Origin of the sequence: Arthrobacter sp. zg-Y1171, from assembly GCF_025244845.1 — a bacterium.
Classification (GTDB): domain Bacteria; phylum Actinomycetota; class Actinomycetes; order Actinomycetales; family Micrococcaceae; genus Arthrobacter_B.
Genome location: NZ_CP104264.1, coordinates 1,359,319 through 1,381,841, shown reverse-complemented (window position 1 = coordinate 1,381,841; position 22,523 = coordinate 1,359,319). Strand labels below are relative to the sequence as shown.

The window sequence follows — 22,523 nt, the reverse complement described above, 5'->3', positions numbered from 1 at the left end:
GGGCAGGGGCGGGGATGCGCGGCGTCAGGCCGTGCCGGTCCGGCCGTTCCCGTCGTCGCTGCCGTGCCCCTCAACCGTGCCCTCGGTGGCATTTGGTGCATTCTCCTGATCCGCGTTTCCGCTCGGTCCGCTGTTCTCGGTTTCATGCTGGTTTTCGGGCCACAGCGCCTCGGATTCCTCTTCGGCCTGCGGGCTGGCCAGGTAGGCCTCCACCGCGGCTCCGATTTCCTCGGCGTCTGCCAGCTCGTCGTTGCCCTTGACCAGCAGGGAGCGCCGCACGGTGCTTTCGGTGTACTGGTCGTAACGCTTTTCGAGCGTGGCCACCACGCCCTTAACCTCCGCAGATGCCTCGACCTGTTCGGTGATCTGGCGTTCGACGTCGCGGCCTGCTTCGCGGAGCCGGTCCGTCGGCAGCACCAGTGAGGCGGCGGCACCGAGGTACTCGAGTCCGGCGACGGCTGCGGGCGGGAACTCCGCCTCCGCCAGGTAGTGCGGTACGTGCACTACGTGACCGACGACGTCGACCCCTGCTTCGACGAGCCGGAGCTCCAGGACGTGTCCGACGGCGGCCTGTACCTGGGCGATCGGCGTCCAGGAGCTGATCCCTTCCACCAGGTCGGGCCGGTTGCCGTGCGTGGTCACGCCGATCGGGCGGGTGTGCGGGACGGGCATCGGTATCGAATGGACCCAGCAGACCAGGCTTACGTCGAAGGCCTTCACCAAATGCACTACGGCCGCCGTGAAACGTTCCCACTGCAGGTCCGGTTCGAAGCCGGTCAGGAACAGGAACGGTTCGCCCAGACCGTCATACATCCGGTGCAGCTCAAGCCGCGGCGGTTCGTAGTCGCTGAGGTGGTCTTCGATAAAGGAAATCTGCGGCCGGCGGTTGCGGTAGTCAATCAACTGGTCCGCGTCGAACGTGGCCACCAGGTCATGGTCCAGGGCATCAAACAACTCGTCCCGGATCTGGCTGACCACGTGGCCGGCTTCGGCAAAGCCCGTGAAACCGACCAGGAGCTTCAAGCCGGAGAGGTCCCCGGATTCCGCGACCTCCGGATTCAGATTAAACAGGGTCAACGGATCCAGCATGTCTTACCCCTCCCGGGAACTCACGTGCGCTCTTGGCACAGGCTCTTGGCACAGGAAGGTGACGACCGGTGAATCCGGCTGCTTTAGACCGTTGCTGTGCCCTTACTCAAGGGTAAACGCCCGGACGCGTGCGTTTCATTCCGGAACCGGGACCTGCCTTTACTAACGGCCCCGTGCAGCAGCTAGAAGCAACGTTGCGGCATGCGGGCGTTCTTCGGACTACGATCGGTGTGGTAAACGCAGAGCAACACAGAACCGTGAGGAACCAGCTTCGTGAACAAAGCCAGTGAACCCAGCCTGTCGGCAGTATCCAGGGACGGGCGGAAGGTTGCCGCCAGCGCACTCGTGATCGGCGTCGGCCAGACCCCCGACGGTCCCGTCCTGATTGAAAGCCCGCTCTCCCCCAAGGCGTCTGCCGCCCTGGCTGCTTCACTGCCGCTGCTCGGCGTCACCGGCGCCGTTGACGAAGTCCACCGCCTGCCCGGCCTGCCCGAGGCCGACGCGGACATGCTGGTCCTTACCGGCCTCGGCAAGGTTTCGGCCGGCGTCGCCCTGACCGAGGAAGCCCTGCGCCGCGCCGCCGGATCAGCCGTCCGCCAGATTGCCGGCACCGGATCCGTCGCCCTCGCACTGCCGGCCGGCACCGTGGCCGACGCCGCAGCCGTCGCCGAAGGTGCCCTGTTCGGCGCGTACAGCTTCACCGAACACCGCAGTGCCGCCACCGCGGACAAGGTTCCGGCGCCGGTTTCCGAGATCACCGTTATCACTGCAGCCGCTGACGAGAAGGGCCTGAAGCCGGCCCTCGAACGCGCCCGCATCCTCGGCCGTGCGGTCAACGCCACCCGGACCCTGGTCAACCAGCCGCCGAGCCACCTCTACCCGGAGACCTTCGCCGCCGCGGCCAAGGACCTGGCCAAGTCGCTGCCCGTGAAGGTCACCGTGATGGACGAAAAGAAGCTGGAACGCGAAGGCTTCGGCGGCATCCTCGGGGTGGGCAAGGGATCGGCCCGTCCCCCGCGCCTGGTCAAGCTCGAATACGCGCCGCTGCGCTCGAAGGTCAAGCTGGCGCTCGTCGGCAAGGGCATCACCTTCGACTCCGGCGGACTGTCCCTCAAGCCGGCCGCCGGCATGGAGGCGATGAAGTCGGACATGGGCGGGGCCGCCGTCGTACTGAACGCCCTGCTGGCCATCGCCGAACTGGGGCTTCCCATCAAGGTGACCTCCTGGCTCTGCATTGCCGAGAACATGCCCTCGGGCACGGCGCAGCGTCCCTCCGACGTCATGACCACCTACGGCGGCCGCACCGTCGAGGTCCTGAACACGGACGCCGAGGGCCGGCTGGTGATGGCCGACGGTCTGGTGGCTGCCAGCGAGGAAGCCCCCGACGCGATCATCGACGTGGCTACGCTGACCGGTGCCCAGATGATTGCCCTGGGCCGGCGCGTCTCCGCAGTCATGGGCGAAGAAGGCGTTCGGGACGCCGTCAAGGCAGCGGCGGACCGTGCCGGCGAGCTGTTCTGGCCGATGCCGATTCCGGAGGAGCTGCGGGCTAGCCTGGATTCCCAGGTGGCGGATATCGCCAACCACGGGGAGCGGTTCGGCGGCATGATGACCGCCGCCACCTTCCTGCGGGAATTCGTCGGCGAGGTCAACGGAACCAAGATTCCGTGGGCACACCTGGACATCGCGGGACCGGCTTTCAATGACAGCGCCCCCTACGGCTACACCCCGAAGGAAGGCACCGGCGTCGCCGTCCGCACCTTGGTGGCCTACGCCGAAGACGTCGTGGCGCGCGCCTCATAGCATCCAATACGGTTCCGTGAAACGGAACTGACGGTTGTGGCAGGTGTTTCTCATTACACTTCGCCCCCTACTGCCTGTGTTCAAGTGGATGCCGGTGGTAGGGGGCGATAGGGTGAGGACTGATCACAAACGCCCAATAACTCATCGGCGCGCATGGGCGCGTCTAACGAATACGCGAGGGAGCGTCCAAGTGGCCGATAAGGCAGCTGCGCAAGAGTTCGACATCCTGATCCTCGGCGGAGGCAGCGGCGGCTACGCCGCGGCACTGCGCTCCGTGGAGCTGGGATTCTCCGTAGGTCTGATTGAAAAGGGGAAGCTGGGCGGGACCTGCCTTCACAACGGCTGCATCCCCACCAAGGCGCTCCTGCACTCCGCTGAAATCGCGGAGAACGCCAAGACGGCCTCGAAGTACGGCATCAACGCCACCTTCGACTCCATCGACATGACGGCCGTGAACTCCTACAAGGACAACATCATTGCGGGCAAGTTCCGCGGCCTGCAGGGCCTGATCAAGTCCAAGGGCATCACCGTCATCGAGGGTGAAGGCAAGCTCACCAGCGAAAAGACCATCGAGGTCAACGGTGAGACCTACACCGGCAAGAACATCATCCTGGCCACCGGTTCCTACTCCCGTTCACTGCCGGGCCTGGAAATCGGCGGCAAGGTCATCACCTCCGACCAGGCACTGAAGATGGACACCGTACCCAAGAGCGCGGTTATCCTCGGCGGCGGCGTCATCGGCGTCGAATTCGCCTCTGTCTGGAACTCCTTCGGCGTGGACGTCACCATCGTGGAGGGCCTGCCCTCGCTGGTTCCCAACGAGGACGCAGCCATCATCAAGCAGCTTGAACGCGCGTACAAGAAGCGCGGCATCAAGTTCAGCACCGGCATCTTCTTCGACAACGTCCAGCAGAACGACGACGGCGTCGTCGTCACGCTGGCCGACGGCAAGACCTTCGAAGCCGATCTGCTGCTCGTTGCCGTGGGCCGCGGCCCCGTCACCGCCAACCTGGGCTACGAAGAAGCCGGACTGACCATGGACCGCGGCTTCGTCATCACCAATGACCGCCTGCACACCGGCGTCGGCAACATCTACGCCGTGGGTGACATTGTTCCCGGCCTGCAGCTGGCCCACCGCGGCTTCCAGCAGGGCATCTTCGTTGCCGAGGAAATCGCCGGCCTGAAGCCCGTTGTGGTTGACGACGTCAACATCCCCAAGGTCACCTACTGCGAGCCGGAAATCGCCTCCGTCGGCCTGACCGAGGCCAAGGCCAAGGACAAGCTGGGCGCCGAGAACGTCGAGGTCCAGGAATACAACCTGGCCGGCAACGGCAAGACCTCCATCCTCGGTTCCTCCGGCCTCATCAAGATGGTCCGCGAGAAGGACGGCCCCATCGTGGGCGTTCACATGATCGGCGGCCGTATCGGCGAGCAGATCGGTGAAGCCCAGCTGATCGTCAACTGGGAGGCGTACCCTGAGGATATTGCCAGCCTGATCCACGCTCACCCGACGCAGAACGAAGCGCTGGGCGAAGCCGCTATGGCCCTGGCCGGCAAACCCCTTCACGGTTAATACCTAAGATTCACTCCCCCGGGCCGCATCCGGTTTGCGGCTGCGGCCCGGGGGAAATCATCACCAGCACCAGCGGCACGGCTGGTCACAAAAGATCTAACAAGGAGAAACGGGGACAATATGTCTGAAACCGTGAACTTACCAGCCCTCGGGGAAAGCGTCACCGAAGGCACCGTCACCCGCTGGCTGAAGAACGTGGGCGACCGCGTCGAGGTCGACGAGCCCCTGCTCGAGGTATCCACCGACAAGGTTGACACCGAAATCCCCTCCCCCGTTGCCGGCGTCATCGAGGAAATCCTCGTGGCCGAAGACGAAACCGCCGAGGTCGGCGCAGCACTTGTGCGCATCGGCGACGGCTCCGGCTCCGGCGAACAGCCGGACGACGGCGGCAGCGCCGCCAACCAGGAAGCACCGGCCGAAGAGGCTCCGGCTCCGGCCGCTGAAGAAGCTCCCGCGGCTGCTGCCCCGGCTGAGGAAGCCCCCGCGGAGAGCGGCTCCGGCGAAGGCACCGAGGTCACCCTCCCCGCCCTCGGCGAGTCCGTCACCGAAGGCACCGTCACCCGCTGGCTCAAGGCCGTTGGCGACGACGTCGAAATGGACGAGCCGCTGCTCGAGGTTTCCACCGACAAGGTCGACACCGAGATCCCTTCCCCGGTAGCCGGCAAGCTGCTGGAAATCCGGGTCAATGAAGACGACACGGCCGAGGTCGGTTCCGTACTGGCCGTCATCGGATCCGGTGCTGCTGCCCCCGCCAAGGCCGAGCCCAAGGGAGCCGAGCCCGTAGCGGCCGCTTCCAAGGACGAGCGCGAAGCGCCGGCCGTCGAGCCGGAAAAGAAGGAAGAGCCCAAGGCGGAGGCTCCCAAGCAGGAAGCTCCCAAGGCCGAAGCTCCCAAGCAGGAAGCCCCCAAGGCCGAAGCTCCGAAGCAGGAGGCTCCCAGCGGTTCCAACGACGGCGGCACCTACGTGACCCCGCTGGTGCGCAAGCTCGCCAACGAACACGGCGTCGACCTCTCCAGCATCAAGGGTTCCGGCGTCGCCGGACGCATCCGCAAGCAGGACGTGCTGGAAGCCGCCGAGGCCAAGAAGGCCGCCTCGCAGCAGCCCGCCGCTTCCGCTCCCGCAGCCTCCGCCGCCTCCGAAAAGGCAGCACCGGCGCAGATCAGCGAAGCCAGCGCGAAGCTCCGCGGCACCACGGTCAAGGCACCGCGCATCCGCCAGACCATCGCGCGCCGTATGCGCGAGTCCCTGGAGGAGTCGGCACAGCTGACCCAGGTGCACGAGGTCGACATGACCCGCATTGCAGCCCTGCGCCAGAAGGCCAAGGGCAACTTCCAGCAGCAGAACGGCGCGAAGCTCACCTTCCTGCCGTTCATTGCCAAGGCAGTTGTCGAGGGCCTGAAGCAGCACCCGGTCCTCAACGCCTCGTACAACAACGAGACGCAGGAAATCACGTACCACGACGCCGAGCACCTCGCGATTGCCGTGGACACCGAGAAGGGCCTGCTGGTTCCGGTCATCAACGACGCCGGTGACCTGAACATCACCGGCCTCGCCAAGAAGATTGCCGATGTCGGCAGCCGTACGCGCAACAACAAGATCGGCCCCGACGAGCTCTCCGGGGGCACGTTCACCATCACGAACATCGGCAGCGTCGGAGCCCTCTTCGACACGCCGATCATCAACCAGCCGCAGGTCGGCATCCTGGGCACCGGCGCGATCGTCAAGCGTCCCATGGTTGTCACCGACGCCGAGGGCAATGACAACATTGCCATCCGTTCGATGATGTACCTCTCCCTGACGTACGACCACCGCCTGGTGGACGGCGCCGATGCAGGCCGCTTCCTGCAGACGCTGAAGGCACGCCTGGAAGAAGGCAACTTCGAGGCAGACCTGGGGCTCTAGTTCCGGTTCCGCTGAGACAGGGCGCTCTCCCGTTACCGGGAGGGCGCCCTGCGCTGTTTCTCCGGGGGAATCGACCCTGCGGAACTTTCTCTACATGTTGTAGAAAAGTTACCTGCCTCCCGTGCTTTCCCCAAGGTTCCCGACTTCCAGTCGGTAAACTGGCCTTATGGACTTCCTTCACAGCTTCCTCGTTTTCCTGCACATCCTCGGCGCAGCCATCATTGTGGGCATCTGGTTTGCCCGCATCAAGAATCCGACCGTTCTGCCCGGCCAGTTCCACGCAGCACTGCTCCAGCTGGTCACCGGCCTGGCACTGGTGGCGGTCAATGAGATGGGCGACGGCGACGTCAACCACCTGAAGGTGGGTATCAAGCTGCTGATCACCCTGGTGATTGCCGTACTGGCCTTCATCGGACAGCGCCGCTACAAGAAGGACGAGCCGGTGTCCTCCGGACTCGCGAACGGTGTGGGTATCCTCGCGGTCATCAATATTGCCGTAGCCACTATGTGGTAGTCCGCACAACAGCGGAAATAGGATGGGATGGTGTGCCGGCTTGTTGCCGGCCCCGTCCCATCACTGTTTAAGGAGACCCCCATGGCTACAGTCCGTTCAGCCCATACCGTTTGGAACGGCGACCTCTTCAACGGCAAGGGAAACGTCACCCTCGACTCCTCCGGACTCGGCACCTATGACGTCACGTGGAAGGCCCGCGCCGAAGAAGCCAACGGCAAGACCAGCCCTGAGGAACTTATTGCCGCTGCCCACTCAGCCTGCTTCTCCATGGCCTTCAGCAACGGTTTGGCCGAGGCAGGAAAGACCGCGGAACGGATCGAAACGTCCGCTGACGTGACCTTTGTCCCCGGCACCGGCATCACCGAAAGCCGGCTGAAAGTTACCGCGGTGGTTCCCGGCCTGACCGCGGAGGAGTTCACGGACATCGCTGAGGCTGCCAAGAGCGGCTGCCCCGTGTCCCAGGCACTCGCCGGCATCAAGATCTCCCTGGACGCCACTCTCGAGTCCTAGGAGCCGGCTATCCGCAGCACAGAGGGCCCCTGTTCCGTCCGGAACGGGGGCCCTCTGTTCTGCCGCCCCCCCATTTCTCCGGGTACGGGCGTAGATGGCCGGGAACGGGTGGTCGTGGCTGATGCGTGCGCGTACGGTTTTTTGTAAGCGAGCCAGACCGGTGCGTCGGGCGAGCGGTCCAGATACGATCGCAACTGCGTCTGAAGGTGAAGGTATGAACCTCACTCCCAAGGAAATAGACAAACTCTACATATACCAAGTGGCGGATTTGGCCCGTAAGCGGCGCGAGCGGGGAACCAAGCTCAATGTCAGCGAGGCCACCGCCCTCATCTGCGAGGCGATCCTGGAGGGTGCCCGCGACGGCCGGACCGTCGCAGAGGTGATGGAACTCGGTAAGACCATCGTTTCTGAAAGCCAGTGCATGGACGGCGTCCGTGAACGGCTGCCCCTCCTGCAGGTCGAGGCGACTTTCGCCGACGGCAGCAAGCTGGTCTCCTGTCACGATCCCATCGGGGTGTGACTTGACCTGGCCCATCGAGCCGGGTGCGACGGTGGTACTGGTCGGAGGACATGAGAGCGGCAACGGAGCGGATCTGTCCTTTGTCAGGGCTTCCCTTCCGGGGGCCCTCATTACCCCCGCCGGACGACCGCTGCACAATGTCCTTACTCGGCTGCGTGCGGACAGGGCCGACGGAGCGGACCCCGCACCCGTCGTCGTGCTGCCGCTGACCTTCGGCCGCAACCCGACACTTGTTGCGGACACGGCGAAGACCCTCCGCTGGCTGGGAGCCGGTGCAGTCCCGCGCGGTGCCGCCTCGGCCCCGCTGGCCCTGGCCGACGAATTCGGCACCGGCGACCATCTCACGGCTTGGCTTCGGGCCGCCGCCGTCGAGGTGCGCAGGCAGTCCCCGGAGGCGGCAGTGCTGATCGTCGGGGACGCCGCCAATCCTTTCGATGACGCCGAGCTCTACCGCATCGCGCATCTGGTGCGCACGAACGGGGCCGGCAACCTCGTGGAGGTTGCCACTGTCAACGACGCGGATGCGCTCCTGGAGGCCGTACGACGGCTGGGTCTGCTCGGCAGCACGGAGACGGTGGTTGTTCCCGGAGGATTTCGGCGGGTGCCGACCGTGCACGGCGAAACGGTGCCCTTCGGCGAGGGAGATTTCGCCCAAGCCCGGTTCTACGGTGCACTCATGAGCGAGCAGGCGGTGCTTCGCGTCATCGGCGAGCGTGTTCGCGACGCACTGCACAACCTCAGCCACGGCTCCACCGGTATTGACGCCGGACTGCAGGCTGATCACGGTCACGGTTACGCCCACTCACACGCCTTTGACGCGGACATCGGCCAATCCCACAACCACGGGGCGGCCGACGGCCATCCGCATCACCACCCTGTCCCGATCCGCTCGAGTTGACCGCAAATCCCATCCAAACGCCACGTGCAGCGACGCTGCGCCGCAAGGGAAGGAAATACCATGCTGGGCAGCCCCACCTACCACCACAAGCAAGAAGACATCGAGATCAACGCCGGCAGGCCGAGCGTCACACTGCTGGTGAGCAACACCGGCGACCGGGCCGTGCAGGTCGGCTCTCATTTCCACTTCTTCGAAACCAACAAGGCGCTTTTGTTCGAACGCGAACTGGCGTACGGAATGCACCTCGATGTGCCGGCGGGTACCGGAATCCGGTTCGAGGCCGGCGACACCCGGGAGGTGACGCTCACCGCGTACGCCGGCAACCGGCGAGTCATCGGCTTCAATAACCTCGTCGACGGCGGCCTCGACTCTGCGGCCACGAAGATCCGTGCCATGGCGCGGATGAAGGAACTCGGATTCCAGGACGGAAAACCGAGCTCCAAACCCAGTGCAAACAACGCGGGCCCTGCAGCGCAAACGGGCCGCCCGGAAGAGGGGAAGAAGTGATGGCGAAAATCTCGCGCAAGCAGTATACCGATCTCTTTGGTCCGACCACCGGCGACCGGGTCCACCTGGCCGATTCGAATCTGGTGATCGAGATCGAGAAGGATTACAACGAGGGCCATTACGGCGACGAGGTGGTCTACGGCGGCGGCAAGACCGCACGCGACGGCATGGCGGCCGATCCCCAGGCGACTTCCGCGGAAGGCGTGCTTGACCTGGTGATCACCAACGCAATCATCCTGGACCCGGTGCTGGGTGTCATTAAGGGCGACATCGGCGTGCGTGACGGCAAAATCGCCGGTATCGGCAAGTCCGGCAACCCGCACACCCAGAGCGGAGTGGATCCGCGCCTGGTGGTTGGCCCCGGAACCGAGCTGCTGGCCGGCGAGCACTTCATCGCCACCCCCGGCGGCATCGACTCACACGTGCACTACATTTCGCCGGAACAGGCGCTGGCCGCCCTCTCCAACGGCATCACGACCCTCTTCGGCGGCGGCACGGGACCCACCGACGGCACCAACGGCGTCACCACGACTCCGGGCGTCTGGAATCTCGCCAGACTGCTGGAATCGGCCGAAGGGAGTCCCGTCAACATGGGCTTCCTCGGCAAGGGGAACGGCTCGCTGCCCGATGCCCTGATAGAACAGGTCGAGGCCGGCGCCTGCGGACTCAAGGTACACGAGGACTACGGCACGACGCCGGCTGCGCTCAGCAACGCACTCTCCGTGGCCGATGACTACGACGTGCAGATCTCGGTGCATACAGACAGCCTCAACGAGGCCGGTTATGTGGAGAACACCCTTGACGCCATCGACGGCCGCACCATCCACACCTTCCACACCGAGGGTGCCGGCGGCGGCCACGCCCCGGACATCATCAAGGTGGCCGGCCACCCGAACGTGCTCCCGTCTTCGACGAACCCGACCCTGCCCTACACCGTCAATTCGGTGGATGAGCTGCTCGACATGGTGATGGTCTGCCATCACCTCTCCCACGACGTCCCCGAAGACGTCGCCTTCGCGGATTCCCGCGTACGGGCCGAGACGATTTCCGCGGAGACGGTTTTCCACGATGAAGGGATCATTTCGATGGTCTCGTCCGACTCCCAGGCAATGGGTCGCATCGGCGAATCGTTTATGCGCACCTTCCAGATCGCCCACCACTGCAAGGACCAGCGCGGCCCGCTGCCGGAGGACAGCGGCGACAACGATAACTTCCGGGTGCTGCGCTTCCTCGCCAAGATCACGATCAACCCGGCCATCACCCAGGGCGTGTCCGACTACATCGGCTCGCTGGAAGAGGGAAAGATCGCCGATATCGTGCTCTGGCCGATCCAATCCTTCGCTGCCAAGCCCCGGCTGATCGTCAAGGGAGGCCTGATCAACTGGGCATTGATGGGAGATCCGAACGCCTCGCTGCCCACCCCGCAGCCGGTGTTCTACCGCCCTATGTTCGGTGCGCAGGGCAAGGCGCTGCAGAGCACGCGGGTGACGTTCATGTCGAAGGCGGCTATCGACAAGGGCGTACCGGAGCGGCTCGGGCTGGAGAGCCAGGTGCTGCCGGTGCACCGCTGCCGCGGCATCGGCAAGGAGCACATGGTCCGCAACAACGCGACGCCGGTGATCGAGGTGGACCCGGAGACATACGACGTGACATACAACGGCACGCTGGCCACCATCCCGCCGGCCCAGTCCCTGCCGATGACCCAGCTGTTCTTTCTCGCCTAGGGCCGCGGCATGTCGGATGTTCGCCAGTTGCTGACGAGCCTGCAGTTCGCGGACTCGGCCTTTCCCAGCGGCTTCTACACGATGTCGCACGGGCTCGAGGGATACAGGCAGGCCCGGCTCGTGTCCGGTGACGGAGTGCAGCAGCTGCTGGCCGAGCTGCTGCTGCACTCCGTCGGCCCCGGGGATGTAACGGCGCTTGCTGCTGCGCACCGCGCCGCGGCAGGCGGCGACGTTGACCTCGTGCAGGAGGTCGACCAGCGGTTGTTCGCCTCGAAACTGAACGCCGAAATGCGCACCGCCTCCGTACGCAGCGGCCACCAGCTGATCGATCTTGGCGCCGAGTTGACTGAGCACGCACTGCTCGGTGAGTACGCAGAGCGGGTGAAGCTGCGCAGCACACCCGGCTGCCAGCCAGTCGCGGCGGCGGTGGTGTATGCGGCCAACGGAGTCACAACCCGGCAGGCCGTGGCATCGGACCTGTTCGCCTTCTCGGCGAGCTTCGTCGGGGCGGCCCTTCGGCTGCGGCTGACCGACCACCGCCAGGCGCAGGCCATCCTGCTGCAGACATCCCCCGTCATGGAGCAGGTGACGGAGGCCGCCCTGGCGCGCGATCTCGCTGACCTTGGCGGCTTTGCGCCCATGGCGGACGTCATGTCAGCCCAGCATGAGAGAGCCGAGGCCCGCCTGTTCGCCAGCTGAGGACGGCACTCCGGACAAGAAGAATGAAACGGCGCCGATGGGTGCCCACACGAACACAGCAGATCCACTGGAAACGAGGAATTCATGAGTGAGAACGTATTGAGGATCGGCATCGGCGGGCCCGTGGGCAGCGGCAAGACGGCGCTGACGGAGGCGCTGGTGCCGCTGTTGATCGAGGCGGGGCGCACCCCCGGCGTCATCACCAACGACATCTATACCCAGGAGGATGCCCACCACGTGCGCAGGGAGCTGGCCGGCATCCTCGACCCCGAGCGAGTGGTGGGTGTCGAGACCGGTTCCTGTCCGCATACAGCCGTGCGCGACGACCCGACCATGAACCTGGCCGTCGGCGCGGAGATGCTCGAACGGTTTCCCGACATCGACACGCTCATCTACGAGTCCGGCGGCGACAATCTGACGCTCACCTTCTCCCCGGCGCTTGCCGATGTGTTCGTGTTCGTGCTCGACACCGCTGAAGGCGAGAAGATGCCGCGCAAGCGCGGTCCCGGCATCACCGACAGCGACATCCTGGTGATCAACAAGATCGATATCGCGCAGTACGTCCGCACCGACCTCAACGTGATGGAGTCCGACGCACACCGGGTACGTGAGGACCGGCCCGTGGTGCTGACCAATTCGCTCACCGGGTTCGGCGTCGATGAACTCCACCAACAAATCATGTCGCATTGGAACGGTGCCAGAACCGAGCTCATCGGATGACGCTCAAAGCGACGGAACAGCGAAGTGTGCCGGCACCCGGAGGCAACACCGCGGCGGGTGAGAACGGGCTTGCGGGCGTGAACCCTCTCCCCCGCCCACCGGTTCCCCGCAACGCGGGCCGGACGGGCCCGGGCACGGGTGGCTACCGACTGGATCCGGCGTTTTATGAGCCTGGCCGTGTGCCTGCCGAAATGCGGCGGCACACCCAGGAAGAGTGGAAGAATCTGCCCGTCGGCAGCCCGGGCAAAGTCGGCATTCTCCAGCTCGGGTTCGCCTGCAACCGGGGCCGAACCGAGCTGGTGCAGCACTACCAGAAGTCACCGTTGCAGATCATGCATCCGCTCTATTTCAACCCGCTGCGCCCCGACATGGCTTACACCTACCTGATGTCCTCGGGCGGCGGCATTCTGCAGGGAGACCGGCTGCGCACCGATTTGACCTTCGGCCCCGGCACTTCGGCGCACGTCACCACTCAGACCCAAACCCGGGTCTACCGCATGGACCACGACTACGCCTCCGCGATCATGAACCTCACGGTCGAAGAAGGCGCCCATGTGGAGTACCTGCCCGAGCCCGTGGTGCCCTTCGCCGCTTCGCGCTACTACCAGCAGACATCAGTGGTGATCGACGAGTCGGCAACCTTGCTGCTCGGCGACACCATGTACGCGGGCAGGCTCGCCCGCGGCGAGCGGCACGCCTACGATGTGTACGCCTCCGACCTCGAGGTGCGGCGGCCGGACGGCCGCCTGGTTGCCCTCGACCGGGTTCGGCTCAGCCCGGGAGCGGGAGCCCACGGAGCGGTCTCCGGGGTCAGCGGGCTAGGCGTGCTTGCCAACCACGATGTGCTCGCCATGCTGTACGTCTTCACGCCCCTCGTTCCGGCGGCCCAGCTCGCTGATACCCTGCACCGTGCGCTTGCCGAAAGCGGCGGCGACCTGATCTTCGGGGTGAGCACGTTGCCCGGTGATGCCGGCGTGTGGATGCGCCTGGTGGGCAACGACACCGTAGCTGTGGCGGCCGCAAACACGGCCGCAGCATCGGCGGTACACGAGTTGCTGACCGGGAAGCAAGCACCCGCGATTCGAAAGAGCTAGAGAGGGGTCTAAGGGTGAGTGAACAAGCGAACACGCAAGAGAAGGCTGTGGCCCCGGGGCGCTCCTACCGTGCGCAGGTGGTGCTCGCCTTCATCCCGGTCGCGCTGTTGCACATCGCGGGCTTCGGACTGTTCTTCTTCCTGGTCGAACCGCTGCATCTGCAGCTGGGCTCCTCGGTCTTCGGGGTTGGTATCGCCGTGGTGGCCTACGTCCTCGGCGTACGGCACGCCTTCGACGCCGACCACATCGCTGCGATAGACAACACCACCCGCAAACTGGTGGACCTGCGCAGGCCGGCCGCCGGGGTCGGATTGTTCTTCTCCCTAGGGCACTCCACCATTGTGTTTCTGATGGCCGCGCTTCTGGCACTCGGGGTGAGCTGGGCCGTGGGGCTCAGCGATGACGGCAACGAGGTGCGCAACGGCCTCGGTGTCTTCGGTACGGTCGTCTCCGGAGTCTTCCTGCTGCTCATCGGACTCATCAACGCCGTCGCGTTCATCGGAATCCTCAAGGTCTGGCGGGCCTCGCGCAATGGCGACCTCGACCAGCTGGAGCTGGAGCGGCACCTGCAGGGCCGCGGCCTCATCAGCCGCCTTATCCGGCCGATGCTTCGTACCATCGACCGCCCGGGGAAGATGTATGCCGTTGGCTTTTTGTTCGGGCTCGGCTTCGACACCGCCAGCGAGATTGCCCTGCTGGTGCTGGCCGGAACCGGGGCAGCGACGGGGCTTCCCTGGTATGCCATCCTCTGCCTGCCCCTGATCTTTGCCGCAGGCATGAGCCTGTTCGACACGCTCGATTCAGCCATCATGGTGAAAGCCTATGGCTGGGCGAGCGTCAACGCGGTGCGCAAGCTGTACTACAACCTCACCATTACCGGGCTCTCAGTCATGATTGCCGTCATGATCGGTGGCATTGAGCTGGTCGGGTTGCTGAATGAGAAGCTCGGGCTCCAGGACCCACTCACCGGGTGGGTAGCCGCCATCGACCTGGAGAACGTGGGCTACATTGTCGTGGCCACGCTGATACTGGTCTGGTTGACCTCTACCGCCTACTGGCGGTTGGGCCATGTAGAGGAACGATGGGCGCTGGCAAGCAGCGGGGCGGGCACACCTGGCGGCGCAACCGCGCCCGGCGGGCCGGAGTTGAGGCAGACGCCTGGAAAGGACGCGCCGCCTGAGGACGCCCCGCCGAAGGAGCAAGCATGAGCAGCGCCAGTGCGGCCTCGCCGAACCCATCCATCTCGAGTGCAGGCTGGCTGAAGGGCTGGGGCCAGGGGCTGTCGCAGATCTTCTTCCAGAGCAATATCTACACGGCGTTGCTGATTCTGGCCGCCTTCGTTGTCGCGGACTGGCGCATGGCCGTGCTCGTGCTGATCGGCTGTGCGGGAAACACGGTGGGAGGGCGCCTGCTCAAGGCCGATTCATCCTCAGTGACATCAGGCCTGGAAGGTTTTTGCGGCGCCCTTGTTGGGGCTGCGACGTTCTCAACCATTGGGGGTCAGTGGGCGGCGTATCCCATCGCGCTCATCGGCGGCTTACTCTGTGCCCCGGTGACGTGGCTGGTGGTTGCGCTGTTCACCAAGACACCGCTGAGGGTGTTCTCCCTGCCGTCCACGACGGCACCGTTCTGCATCGTGGCGACGGGCATACTGCTCAGCACGGAGGCACTGCACGTGACCTCGGCGCCGTCGGCCACCATCGATTCCGAACCGCTCGCCTTTGCACGCTCCCTGCTGACGAATGTGTCAGAGGTGGTGCTGATCAACAACGTCTGGTCCGGCGCCCTCATCCTGCTCGGCCTGTTCGTTGCGAGCTGGAAGGTGGGGCTGGCCGGGTTGCTGGGCAGCGTCGTGGGCAGCTTGTGCGCCCTGGCAATGGGAGAGGCCCTAACCGAAACGGCCAACGGCCTGGCCGGCTACTCCGGTGTACTCACCGCTATTGCACTCGCCGTGGTCTTCCTCCGCAGCAGCACGCTCTCCTGGGTTCTGGCCGTGATCGGAACGGTGGTCACTGCGGTGGTGACAGTGATCATGCATGATCTTTCAGCTCCCACCTACACCTGGCCGTACATCCTCACCACGTGGGTGTTCCTGGTCATCGCCCATTACATTCCCGCAGCCAAGCGCCCATAGGCGCCCCTCGCCGGGGAAGTCACACGGTAGGCCTCACTTCTTCTTACACCTCTTCCTACACCGAGGCGCCCACCCAGAGGCCGAGCACGGCGGCCGCCACTGAGAGCACCAGCATGACGATACCGCTGATGAAGGATGCACCGTAGCGGCCCTCCTTAATCAACTGCACCGTCTCGTAGCTCGCGGTGCTGAAGGTGGTGTAGCCGCCGAGGAAGCCGGTCCCGATCACGATACTGAGGTCGGTCGACACAAAGTGCTCGATGGTGAGGCCGGTGAGCAGGCCGAGCACCACGGAACCGGAGACGTTGATGATGGTTGTTGCCCAGGCAAAGCGCGTCTTGAGGTGCGCGCGGATGAGTCCGTCAATGACGAACCGCACCGTTGCACCTACCCCGCCGGCCAGCGCCAGCAGCAGGAAAATTCCGGGGGTCATGAAGCATCCCCCTGCTTATGCTGCGGGTCCGAGCCGCGGGCGTGGAGACCGCTTGCGGCGGCAATGCCCGCCCAAGTGGCGCAGGCACCGACGATCACCGTGCCGAGGGCGTAGATTATGGCGGTCCAGGGAAAACCGTCGCGAAAGAGTACAGCGGTGTCGGTGGCCAGCGAGCTGTATGTGGTGAAGCCGCCGCAGAAACCGGTACCGAGCAGCAGTTTGAGGTTCTTCCCTGTCGGACCGGACCTGTCCAGGCGAGTGACAGCCTCGTAGAGGTAGCCGAGCAGAAAGGCACCGACCACGTTGATGATCGGGATTGCCACCGGCACTTCACCGAGGTTCGGTATGACCAGGGACAGGCCCTCGCGGCTGGCAGCACCGGCTCCGCCTCCGAGGGCGACAAGTCCGATGGGGCCCCAGCGCAGGTATTGTGGGCGCATTCCGGTACTCATTCCTTGCTTCGAGGATGGGTGGGCCCCGGCATCGGCGCGGGCTGATTGGGAGGCCACGTGCACGGGTTGCCCGGGGCCACGCCTAAGAATAAGGCGTTATTCCGTGGGGAATCGGGGGAAAAGACCCGTTTTTGAGGTTACTCCTGCCTTTTCCCGCCTTCAACGGCCGGCAGGCCTAGATCCACTGTGCGGCGCCGATTGGGTCTGTCTCCGCCCGCCGCGTTCCCTGACCGGGCGCCGTCCGGATCGGCCCGGACCGCTGGTGCAGCGGTCCGGGCCGATCAACCGGGTGTGGTGACTAGTGCCGGCTGTCCCGGCTCGTTGCGTCCGCTCCCGCACCTGCACTCACCGGTGCAGGCAAGGACGGGTCCGCCTCTTCCGTGTGCTCCTGGGGCCGCTTCGGCAACGGAGCGGGCTGGAGGTTACGGTAGCCGGACATGGCCGGCGGTTCGTCCGTAGGCAGCTCAGACAGCATTTCGCGCAGGATGCCCACGCCGTGTTCCAGCTGCGGGTCGTCCCCGGCCACATAGGCGTGCGGCGGGAAGGCCACCTCAATGTCCGGCTCCACCCCGCGGTTTTCCACGTCCCAGCCGACACCGCCCGTGAACCAGTAGGCGTGCCGCGGCTGGTTCACCACCGTTCCGTCGACCAGGTTGAAACGTCCGTCGATTCCGACGACGCCGCCCCAGGTCCGCGTGCCCACGACGGGGCCGATGCCGCGCAGCTTGGACACCTGGGTGACGATATCGCCGTCGGATCCGGCGAATTCATCCGTCAGGATCACTACGGGACCGCGCGGTGCATGCGCCGGGTAGGGGGTGGGAGCGCCGCCGCGGGGAACGCTCCATGCCGTGACTTTCCGGCCGATCAGCTCGGCAACCAGTTGGGACGTGTGTCCGCCCCGGTTCCGCCGGACGTCGACCACCAGGCCACGCAGGGATGCTTCCTGGTCCAGGTCCCGGTGCAGCTGGGACCACCCGTTGGCCATCATGTCGGGGATATGCAGGTAGCCGAACTCACCGTTGGAGGCTTCCCGCACGAGGCGCCGGTTGGCACTGACCCAGTTCTGGTAACGCAGGCGTTCCTCGCTTCGCAGCGGAACGACGGCGATCCGCCGCTGTTCCGGCGCGCCGTCGCTGCCGGCGGACACAACGGTCAGTTCGACCGTCCTGCCGGCTGCTCCGGCGAGCAGGACGGCCGGTCCCTCGTTCGGGGGAACCGGCTGCCCGTCCACTGCGGCAATGACGTCACCGGGGTGGACGTCGGCACCCGGCGCAGTCAAGGGAGACGTGGCCGCCGGGTCCGAGGACTCGGCGCCGAGGATCCGCACCACTTCCCAGCCGCCGGCGCCGGGGCGCAGATCCGCACCGAGGAAACCCTGACCGCCCGAGCCCTGCTCGGTGACCGGAACGGGAGTGACATAGGCGTGGGACGTGCCGAGTTCCCCGTGCATTTCCCAGAGCAGGTCCACGAGGTCGTCATGGCTTCCGAGGTTCTGGACCAGCGGCCGGTACCGGGCGTGGACACCGTCCCAATCGAGCCCGCCCATGTCCGGTGCCCAGAAGAAGTCACGCTGCAGGCGCCAGGCCTCATCAAAGGCCTGTCCCCACACCTTCACGGGATCGATCCGTATCCGGATCCGTTCCAGGTCCACGCGGATGTTCTCGGCCGAGTCCTCTTCCACCCGGGAAACTGCTGGAACCATGCGGACGCTGCCTTCGTGCTTCAGCACCACCTTGGTGCCGTCGCCGCTGACTTCGAAATCGTCCAGCGCCGGAACCAGGACCGATACGTCCTTCTTCTCCAGGTCAAAGCGCTCCAGCCTGGCAGCCGGATCACGGTCTGCTGCCGATGCGCGGCCGTCGCCGGTCACCCCGTAGATATCCGAGGACTGCCAGAGAAGTCCGCCCTCTGCGGCCCGGAGCTTTTCGTAGCGTCCCTGGGGCACCGGCACGGCAATCAGGCGGTCACCGATCCGCTCGGCGTCCACCTGCACCGGCGGCACCGTGTCCTGCGGCGCGTCTGCCTCGGTTCCGGACGCCGCCGTGTTCTTGGAGGCAGCGGGGGAAGTGCCGGATACCGACGGCCCGAACGGCGACGGCGTCCCGGCGGCCAGCGCCACCAGGAAGGGTTTGGTGGAGGACGGGAAGCTGAGGTCGAACCGGTGGGTGTCGTACACCGGGTCGAAGCTGCGCTCCGAAAGGAACGCCAGATAAAGGCCGTCGGTGGTAAACGAAGGATCATGGTCGCTAAACCGGCCGTCGGTTATATCCACTACGGGCGCTGCTGTATCCCGCACGGACCGCAGGCGTATCCGCGACCGGCCTTCGCCGCTGGACGGTTCAGCCCAGGCGAGCCACTGCGAGTCCGGGGAGAAAGCAAGCTGGTCGACGGCCCCGAAGTCGGAAGACGCAACGGGGATCAGCTCGGCGGTGGCCACGTCCAGCACAAACACTTCACCGTATTCGGTGGAGACGCCCACGTGCTGTCCGTCCGGGCTGGCAACGAGCCGGCTGACGCGGGTGGGGCGGTCGAACCCTACCCGGATGGTCTCGGCAGCTGCCCCGGCCTCCGGCGCTCCTGTAGGTGCCGATTCGGCGCCCTCCGTCCCGACGTCGTGCCCCGATTCCCTGATCCCGGATTCCCGGGCGGCCGAAACGGCAGCTCCGGAAGCGGACACCGGGCTGGGCAGAACCAAACCGTTGCCCTCACCGGAGCCGGCAGCCGGAATCCCTCCGGTGACTCGTTCCGTGGCAGCCGGACTGGCCGCCACCGTGCCGAGCTCGGCGAAAACGTCCTTGATGTAGATCGCTTCTTCGCCGCCGCGGTCCGCCACGTACACGGCACGGGACCCGTCCAACGGCCTGCCCAGACGGGCGCGGACGGTCGAATCTGCCTCGATCACGCGCGACGGCCCGTCCCGGTGGGTCAGCCAGTGCAGGGTTCCGTGGCTCTCCACCACGCTGGCGGTTCCCTTGGTATCGGGAACAACCGCTGACAGGTGCTTTGCGACGTTGAGCGGACGCGGCCGGCGGGCAGTGCCGGCTGAGCCCAGGACGATGTCCAGCGGCTCTGCTTCGGCGTCCAGCGAGGACAGGAGCCAGATGCGTCCTGCGGATTCGAACACGATGCGGCTGCCGTCGGAGGAGGCGTGCCGAACATAGAATCCTTCGAAGTCGGTGTGCCGGCGGAGATCCTCCCCCTGGGGTGTCACCGAGTAGAGGTTGCCGTAGCCTTCGTGGTCCGAAAGGAAGACCACCCGGCCGTCGATCCACATCGGGTCCGACAGGTTGCCGTCCAGTTCCGGGACGAGGCGGAGGAATTCCCCGTTGCCGTCGGCGTCGATCCAGAGCTTTCCTGCGGTGCCGCCGCGGTAGCGCTTCCACCATGCCTGCTCCCGGGTGAGCAGACTGCCGATCACCATCGGGCGTTCATCGCCGACTGCGGGGCCCTCGGCAATGGTTTCCACCGGGCCGTACGGAAGCTTGACCGGCGCCGACCCGTCGAGAGGAACCGCGAAGGCCCAGCGGAGCCGGTTATCCTCCTGTTCCACGGAGCACGTGGCAATGGCCGCTCCGGCGGAGTTGAATCCCTTCAGGCGCGTGCTCTGGCTGCCCCAGAAGGTCAGCTGCCGGAAGTTCCCGCCGTCAACGTCTGCCGTGACGATTTCCGGTGCACCGCCCTGAACCACCTGCCAGGCAAGCCGGGTTCCGTCCGGGGAGAACTTCGGGCTACGGGCCGGCAGCTGCATCGCGGAGACCCGCCAGGCACGGCCACCGCCCACGGGAGCCATCCAGACATCGTCTTCGGCGACAAAGGTGACGAGGTTCCCGTGCAGATCGGGGTAACGGAGGTATGCAGTTGGACTCATGGGACGATCCTATCTTTCGCTGCTGCCTTGTCCGTGTAGGCTGCTGCCTCATTGCGGAGCCAGGATGCGGCTGATCCGCCATTCTCCCCCGCTTCGCACCAGCATCAGCAGCACCTCCTGCTGCTGTGCCTGCCCGTGACGCAGCACCGCACCGGCGCTGTCTACCTGCGTGTAGCCGGATACCCGCAACCGAACGTGCAGCTCCGCCGTTGCCGTTCCCTGCGCCGCCGGGGCAGCCCCGCTGCCGTCCACCACGGCTGCCTCCATGACCAGTCCGGACAGGGCATGCCCTTCAGCAGCGAGCCGCGCAACCTGCTCCTGATCGGCCTGCAGCGCTTCCGACCCCGGGGCATTCACGTACTGAAGCAGCGACGGGTCCGCACTGGCAAAGGCCCTGCTCCGCAGTTCGGCGAGCGCGGGCAGGGCCTTTGCCGGATCCTCCGCCGCGGTCACTGCCCGGAGTGACTCCACGGTTTCTGCGGGTCCCCCCGGTGCGGGCCGTGTTGGAGCTTCCGGCGTTGAAGCTTCCGGCGTTGGTGTCCGGGCAGGAGCGGACGAAGGAGCGGAGGTGCTCCGGGCAGCCCCCTGGGAACCGCCGGGTGGATTATCCGGGGCACCGGCACCGGCACCACGGGCACGCAGGAGATCAGGGGCGGCGAGCGCTATCCCGGCAAGAAGCAGGACCGCAACAACCACCACCGCGGCTGCCACGGGGAACACCCTGCTTCCCATGGGGGAACTACGGGACCCGCGGCCGCGCTGAACGTGCCGACCGTCCCTGCGGGTCCCCGGTGCCTGGCCCCGGGCGGCATTCTCTTCGACGCTCCGCTCCCGAACCACCGGTGCCCGATCCGCGTCAGTCCCGCCCCCTGGCAAAGCGTTCCCCCGCCTGCCGCTTCCCCACCGGACATTTCCCCACCAGCCCCTCCCCGCCGCACCCGACCTCCGGGCCACTCCCCGCGCCTGCCCTCGTCCGCGCCCAGGCCTTCGTCCCAGCGCCCTGCTGCGTCCCCGTTCCGGTCCTCCAGCTACACCGGACGGACCCCGCTTACCCCGCCAGTGCTTCCGTTTCTCCGTCCCGGCTCCCGCGGAACCGGTACGGCGCGTCAGCAGCTCCGGATGAACGTCCGGATGGACGGCGGCCACCAGGTCTACCGGCAGCGCAGGAGCGCTCCGGAACGCTGCCGCCGCAAATTCATCGGCTGCGGGCCGTTCGGCAGGATCCTCCGCCAATCCCGCTTCCAGCAGGGCCGGCAGCTCCCGGCCGACCCCCGGAACCAGAATCGACAGCGGGGGACGGTCGCGGCTGGGCGGAGGAGTCCGCCCGGTCAGCAGAAACCAGCCCGCGGCGGCCAGCGCATACATATCCATTGCCGCCCCCAGCGCCGGCTCTGCGGCGTCCGTGCTCTCCGGCGCAGAGAACCCGGGTGTCCCCAGGCGCCGTACCCCGGGCTCTCCCAGCAGCCGACCCGAGCCGAAATCCGCCAGCAGCGGCCTGCCCTCGGAAGTTAACAGGATGTTGCCCGGTGATACGTCCCCGTGTGCCGCACCCCGGGCATGGAGGTACCCCAGGGCTTCGGCTATCCCCACGAGGATGCTGACCGCCTCTCCGGGCCGGACCGGACCCCGGGCAGCCACCAGACCCGCAGCGCTGCCGCCGGCCGCGTATCCGCAGATGAGGCCCGCACCGTGATCCGTCTCGACCACCGCGTACATCCGCAGCAGATGCGGGTGCTCCAGGCGGGCGAGGATATTGACCTCCCGTCGGGCTTCGAAGGCGTTCAGCGCCCCGCCTCCACCGGTTGCCGGGACTTTCAGCGCGAACGGAGCGCCGTCGTCGTCCCGCACCAGCCACACGGCAGCGCTGCCGCCTACTCCCAGCAATCGCTCTACCCGGAAACCGGGCACCTCGGGTGCGGGAGGTACCGGATTGCCGCCACTGGCCGCGGGATGTTCCGCCGGGGGTTCCGCCGGCTGAGTCGTGTCCATGAAAGCAAATTCTTACCCTCCACACGGACTGCGGAGCAGTTATCCACAAGGTAGCGGGACCCGCGGGAAGACCAGGAAAACGCCCCTGGCC

18 protein-coding genes and 1 pseudogene are annotated in these 22,523 nt (G+C 66.0%); 14 read left to right on the top strand and 5 right to left on the bottom strand.

The window, feature by feature from the left end; genetic code table 11:
- Positions 1–24: 24 nt before the first annotated feature.
- A complete protein-coding gene (locus N2L00_RS06400) occupies positions 25–1,089 on the bottom strand; it encodes a PAC2 family protein (protein WP_370647020.1) in 1,065 nt (354 codons plus the stop codon).
- 273 nt (positions 1,090–1,362) lie between these two features.
- Here N2L00_RS06400 and N2L00_RS06395 point away from each other — a divergent pair, with 273 nt between their 5' ends.
- From N2L00_RS06395 to N2L00_RS06330, 14 genes and pseudogenes are all read left to right on the top strand, one after another.
- On the top strand, positions 1,363–2,892 hold the full coding sequence (locus N2L00_RS06395; protein ID WP_255863240.1) for a leucyl aminopeptidase: 1,530 nt from the start codon (positions 1,363–1,365) through the stop codon (positions 2,890–2,892).
- 190 nt (positions 2,893–3,082) lie between these two features.
- Entirely contained in the window at positions 3,083–4,465 is a 1,383-nt protein-coding gene (gene lpdA, locus N2L00_RS06390; RefSeq protein ID WP_229952239.1) for a dihydrolipoyl dehydrogenase, read from the top strand.
- Positions 4,466–4,585: 120 nt separating this feature from the next.
- Positions 4,586–6,367 (top strand): 2-oxoglutarate dehydrogenase, E2 component, dihydrolipoamide succinyltransferase, encoded by a 1,782-nt coding sequence (gene sucB, locus N2L00_RS06385; RefSeq protein ID WP_255765855.1) that lies wholly within the window; start codon positions 4,586–4,588, stop codon positions 6,365–6,367.
- A gap of 166 nt (positions 6,368–6,533) precedes the next feature.
- Positions 6,534–6,881, top strand: a complete 348-nt coding sequence (locus N2L00_RS06380) for a hypothetical protein (protein ID WP_255863242.1) — start codon at positions 6,534–6,536, stop codon at positions 6,879–6,881.
- 81 nt (positions 6,882–6,962) lie between these two features.
- Positions 6,963–7,391 (top strand): OsmC family protein, encoded by a 429-nt coding sequence (locus tag N2L00_RS06375; RefSeq protein ID WP_255765853.1) that lies wholly within the window; start codon positions 6,963–6,965, stop codon positions 7,389–7,391.
- A 214-nt stretch (positions 7,392–7,605) separates the two neighbouring features.
- Positions 7,606–7,911: an urease subunit gamma gene (locus tag N2L00_RS06370; RefSeq protein ID WP_255765852.1), complete on the top strand. Its 306-nt coding sequence runs from the start codon at positions 7,606–7,608 to the stop codon at positions 7,909–7,911.
- A gap of 1 nt (position 7,912) precedes the next feature.
- A complete protein-coding gene (locus N2L00_RS06365) occupies positions 7,913–8,809 on the top strand; it encodes a hypothetical protein (RefSeq protein ID WP_255863243.1) in 897 nt (298 codons plus the stop codon).
- A gap of 60 nt (positions 8,810–8,869) precedes the next feature.
- Positions 8,870–9,178 (top strand): annotated as a pseudogene (locus tag N2L00_RS06360) (urease subunit beta); the annotation flags it as partial.
- A gap of 137 nt (positions 9,179–9,315) precedes the next feature.
- On the top strand, positions 9,316–11,040 hold the full coding sequence (gene ureC / locus N2L00_RS06355; protein WP_257794961.1) for an urease subunit alpha: 1,725 nt from the start codon (positions 9,316–9,318) through the stop codon (positions 11,038–11,040).
- A gap of 9 nt (positions 11,041–11,049) precedes the next feature.
- On the top strand, positions 11,050–11,739 hold the full coding sequence (locus N2L00_RS06350) for an urease accessory protein UreF (protein WP_255863245.1): 690 nt from the start codon (positions 11,050–11,052) through the stop codon (positions 11,737–11,739).
- A gap of 84 nt (positions 11,740–11,823) precedes the next feature.
- Positions 11,824–12,459: an urease accessory protein UreG gene (gene ureG / locus N2L00_RS06345; protein ID WP_255765848.1), complete on the top strand. Its 636-nt coding sequence runs from the start codon at positions 11,824–11,826 to the stop codon at positions 12,457–12,459.
- A gap of 179 nt (positions 12,460–12,638) precedes the next feature.
- Positions 12,639–13,553, top strand: a complete 915-nt coding sequence (locus N2L00_RS06340) for an urease accessory protein UreD (protein ID WP_255863246.1) — start codon at positions 12,639–12,641, stop codon at positions 13,551–13,553.
- A 14-nt stretch (positions 13,554–13,567) separates the two neighbouring features.
- Positions 13,568–14,761, top strand: a complete 1,194-nt coding sequence (locus N2L00_RS06335; protein WP_255765846.1) for a HoxN/HupN/NixA family nickel/cobalt transporter — start codon at positions 13,568–13,570, stop codon at positions 14,759–14,761.
- Entirely contained in the window at positions 14,758–15,687 is a 930-nt protein-coding gene (locus N2L00_RS06330; RefSeq protein WP_255765845.1) for an urea transporter, read from the top strand. The genes N2L00_RS06335 and N2L00_RS06330 overlap by 4 nt, the downstream gene beginning before the upstream one ends.
- 55 nt (positions 15,688–15,742) lie before the next feature.
- Here the strand turns inward: N2L00_RS06330 and crcB are convergent, their stop codons facing one another.
- The 4 genes from crcB to N2L00_RS06310 all read right to left on the bottom strand — a co-directional run bounded on the left by crcB (position 15,743) and on the right by N2L00_RS06310 (position 22,432).
- Positions 15,743–16,120, bottom strand: a complete 378-nt coding sequence (gene crcB / locus N2L00_RS06325) for a fluoride efflux transporter CrcB (protein WP_255765844.1) — start codon at positions 16,118–16,120, stop codon at positions 15,743–15,745.
- On the bottom strand, positions 16,117–16,560 hold the full coding sequence (locus N2L00_RS06320) for a CrcB family protein (RefSeq protein ID WP_255863247.1): 444 nt from the start codon (positions 16,558–16,560) through the stop codon (positions 16,117–16,119). The genes crcB and N2L00_RS06320 overlap by 4 nt, the downstream gene beginning before the upstream one ends.
- 310 nt (positions 16,561–16,870) lie before the next feature.
- Positions 16,871–20,443 (bottom strand): S41 family peptidase, encoded by a 3,573-nt coding sequence (locus N2L00_RS06315; protein ID WP_255863248.1) that lies wholly within the window; start codon positions 20,441–20,443, stop codon positions 16,871–16,873.
- 48 nt (positions 20,444–20,491) lie between these two features.
- Positions 20,492–22,432 carry a serine/threonine-protein kinase gene (locus N2L00_RS06310; protein ID WP_255863249.1) on the bottom strand — a complete coding sequence of 647 codons (1,941 nt, stop codon included), beginning with the start codon at positions 22,430–22,432 and terminating at the stop codon, positions 20,492–20,494.
- Positions 22,433–22,523: the final 91 nt, after the last annotated feature.

Excerpts from the sequence above, each read along its gene's own strand:
- N2L00_RS06350 (WP_255863245.1), top strand. The coding sequence starts at position 11,050 with ATGTCGGATGTTCGCCAGTTGCTGACGAGCCTGCAGTTCGCGGACTCG.
- N2L00_RS06370 (WP_255765852.1), top strand. The coding sequence starts at position 7,606 with ATGAACCTCACTCCCAAGGAAATAGACAAACTCTACATATACCAAGTG.
- crcB (WP_255765844.1), bottom strand. The coding sequence starts at position 16,120 with ATGACCCCCGGAATTTTCCTGCTGCTGGCGCTGGCCGGCGGGGTAGGT.
- ureG (WP_255765848.1), top strand. The coding sequence starts at position 11,824 with ATGAGTGAGAACGTATTGAGGATCGGCATCGGCGGGCCCGTGGGCAGC.
- N2L00_RS06310 (WP_255863249.1), bottom strand. The coding sequence starts at position 22,432 with ATGGACACGACTCAGCCGGCGGAACCCCCGGCGGAACATCCCGCGGCC.
- N2L00_RS06330 (WP_255765845.1), top strand. The coding sequence starts at position 14,758 with ATGAGCAGCGCCAGTGCGGCCTCGCCGAACCCATCCATCTCGAGTGCA.
- N2L00_RS06400 (WP_370647020.1), bottom strand. The coding sequence starts at position 1,089 with ATGCTGGATCCGTTGACCCTGTTTAATCTGAATCCGGAGGTCGCGGAA.
- N2L00_RS06320 (WP_255863247.1), bottom strand. The coding sequence starts at position 16,560 with ATGCGCCCACAATACCTGCGCTGGGGCCCCATCGGACTTGTCGCCCTC.
- N2L00_RS06380 (WP_255863242.1), top strand. The coding sequence starts at position 6,534 with ATGGACTTCCTTCACAGCTTCCTCGTTTTCCTGCACATCCTCGGCGCA.
- sucB (WP_255765855.1), top strand. The coding sequence starts at position 4,586 with ATGTCTGAAACCGTGAACTTACCAGCCCTCGGGGAAAGCGTCACCGAA.
- N2L00_RS06375 (WP_255765853.1), top strand. The coding sequence starts at position 6,963 with ATGGCTACAGTCCGTTCAGCCCATACCGTTTGGAACGGCGACCTCTTC.
- ureC (WP_257794961.1), top strand. The coding sequence starts at position 9,316 with ATGGCGAAAATCTCGCGCAAGCAGTATACCGATCTCTTTGGTCCGACC.
- N2L00_RS06315 (WP_255863248.1), bottom strand. The coding sequence starts at position 20,443 with ATGAGTCCAACTGCATACCTCCGTTACCCCGATCTGCACGGGAACCTC.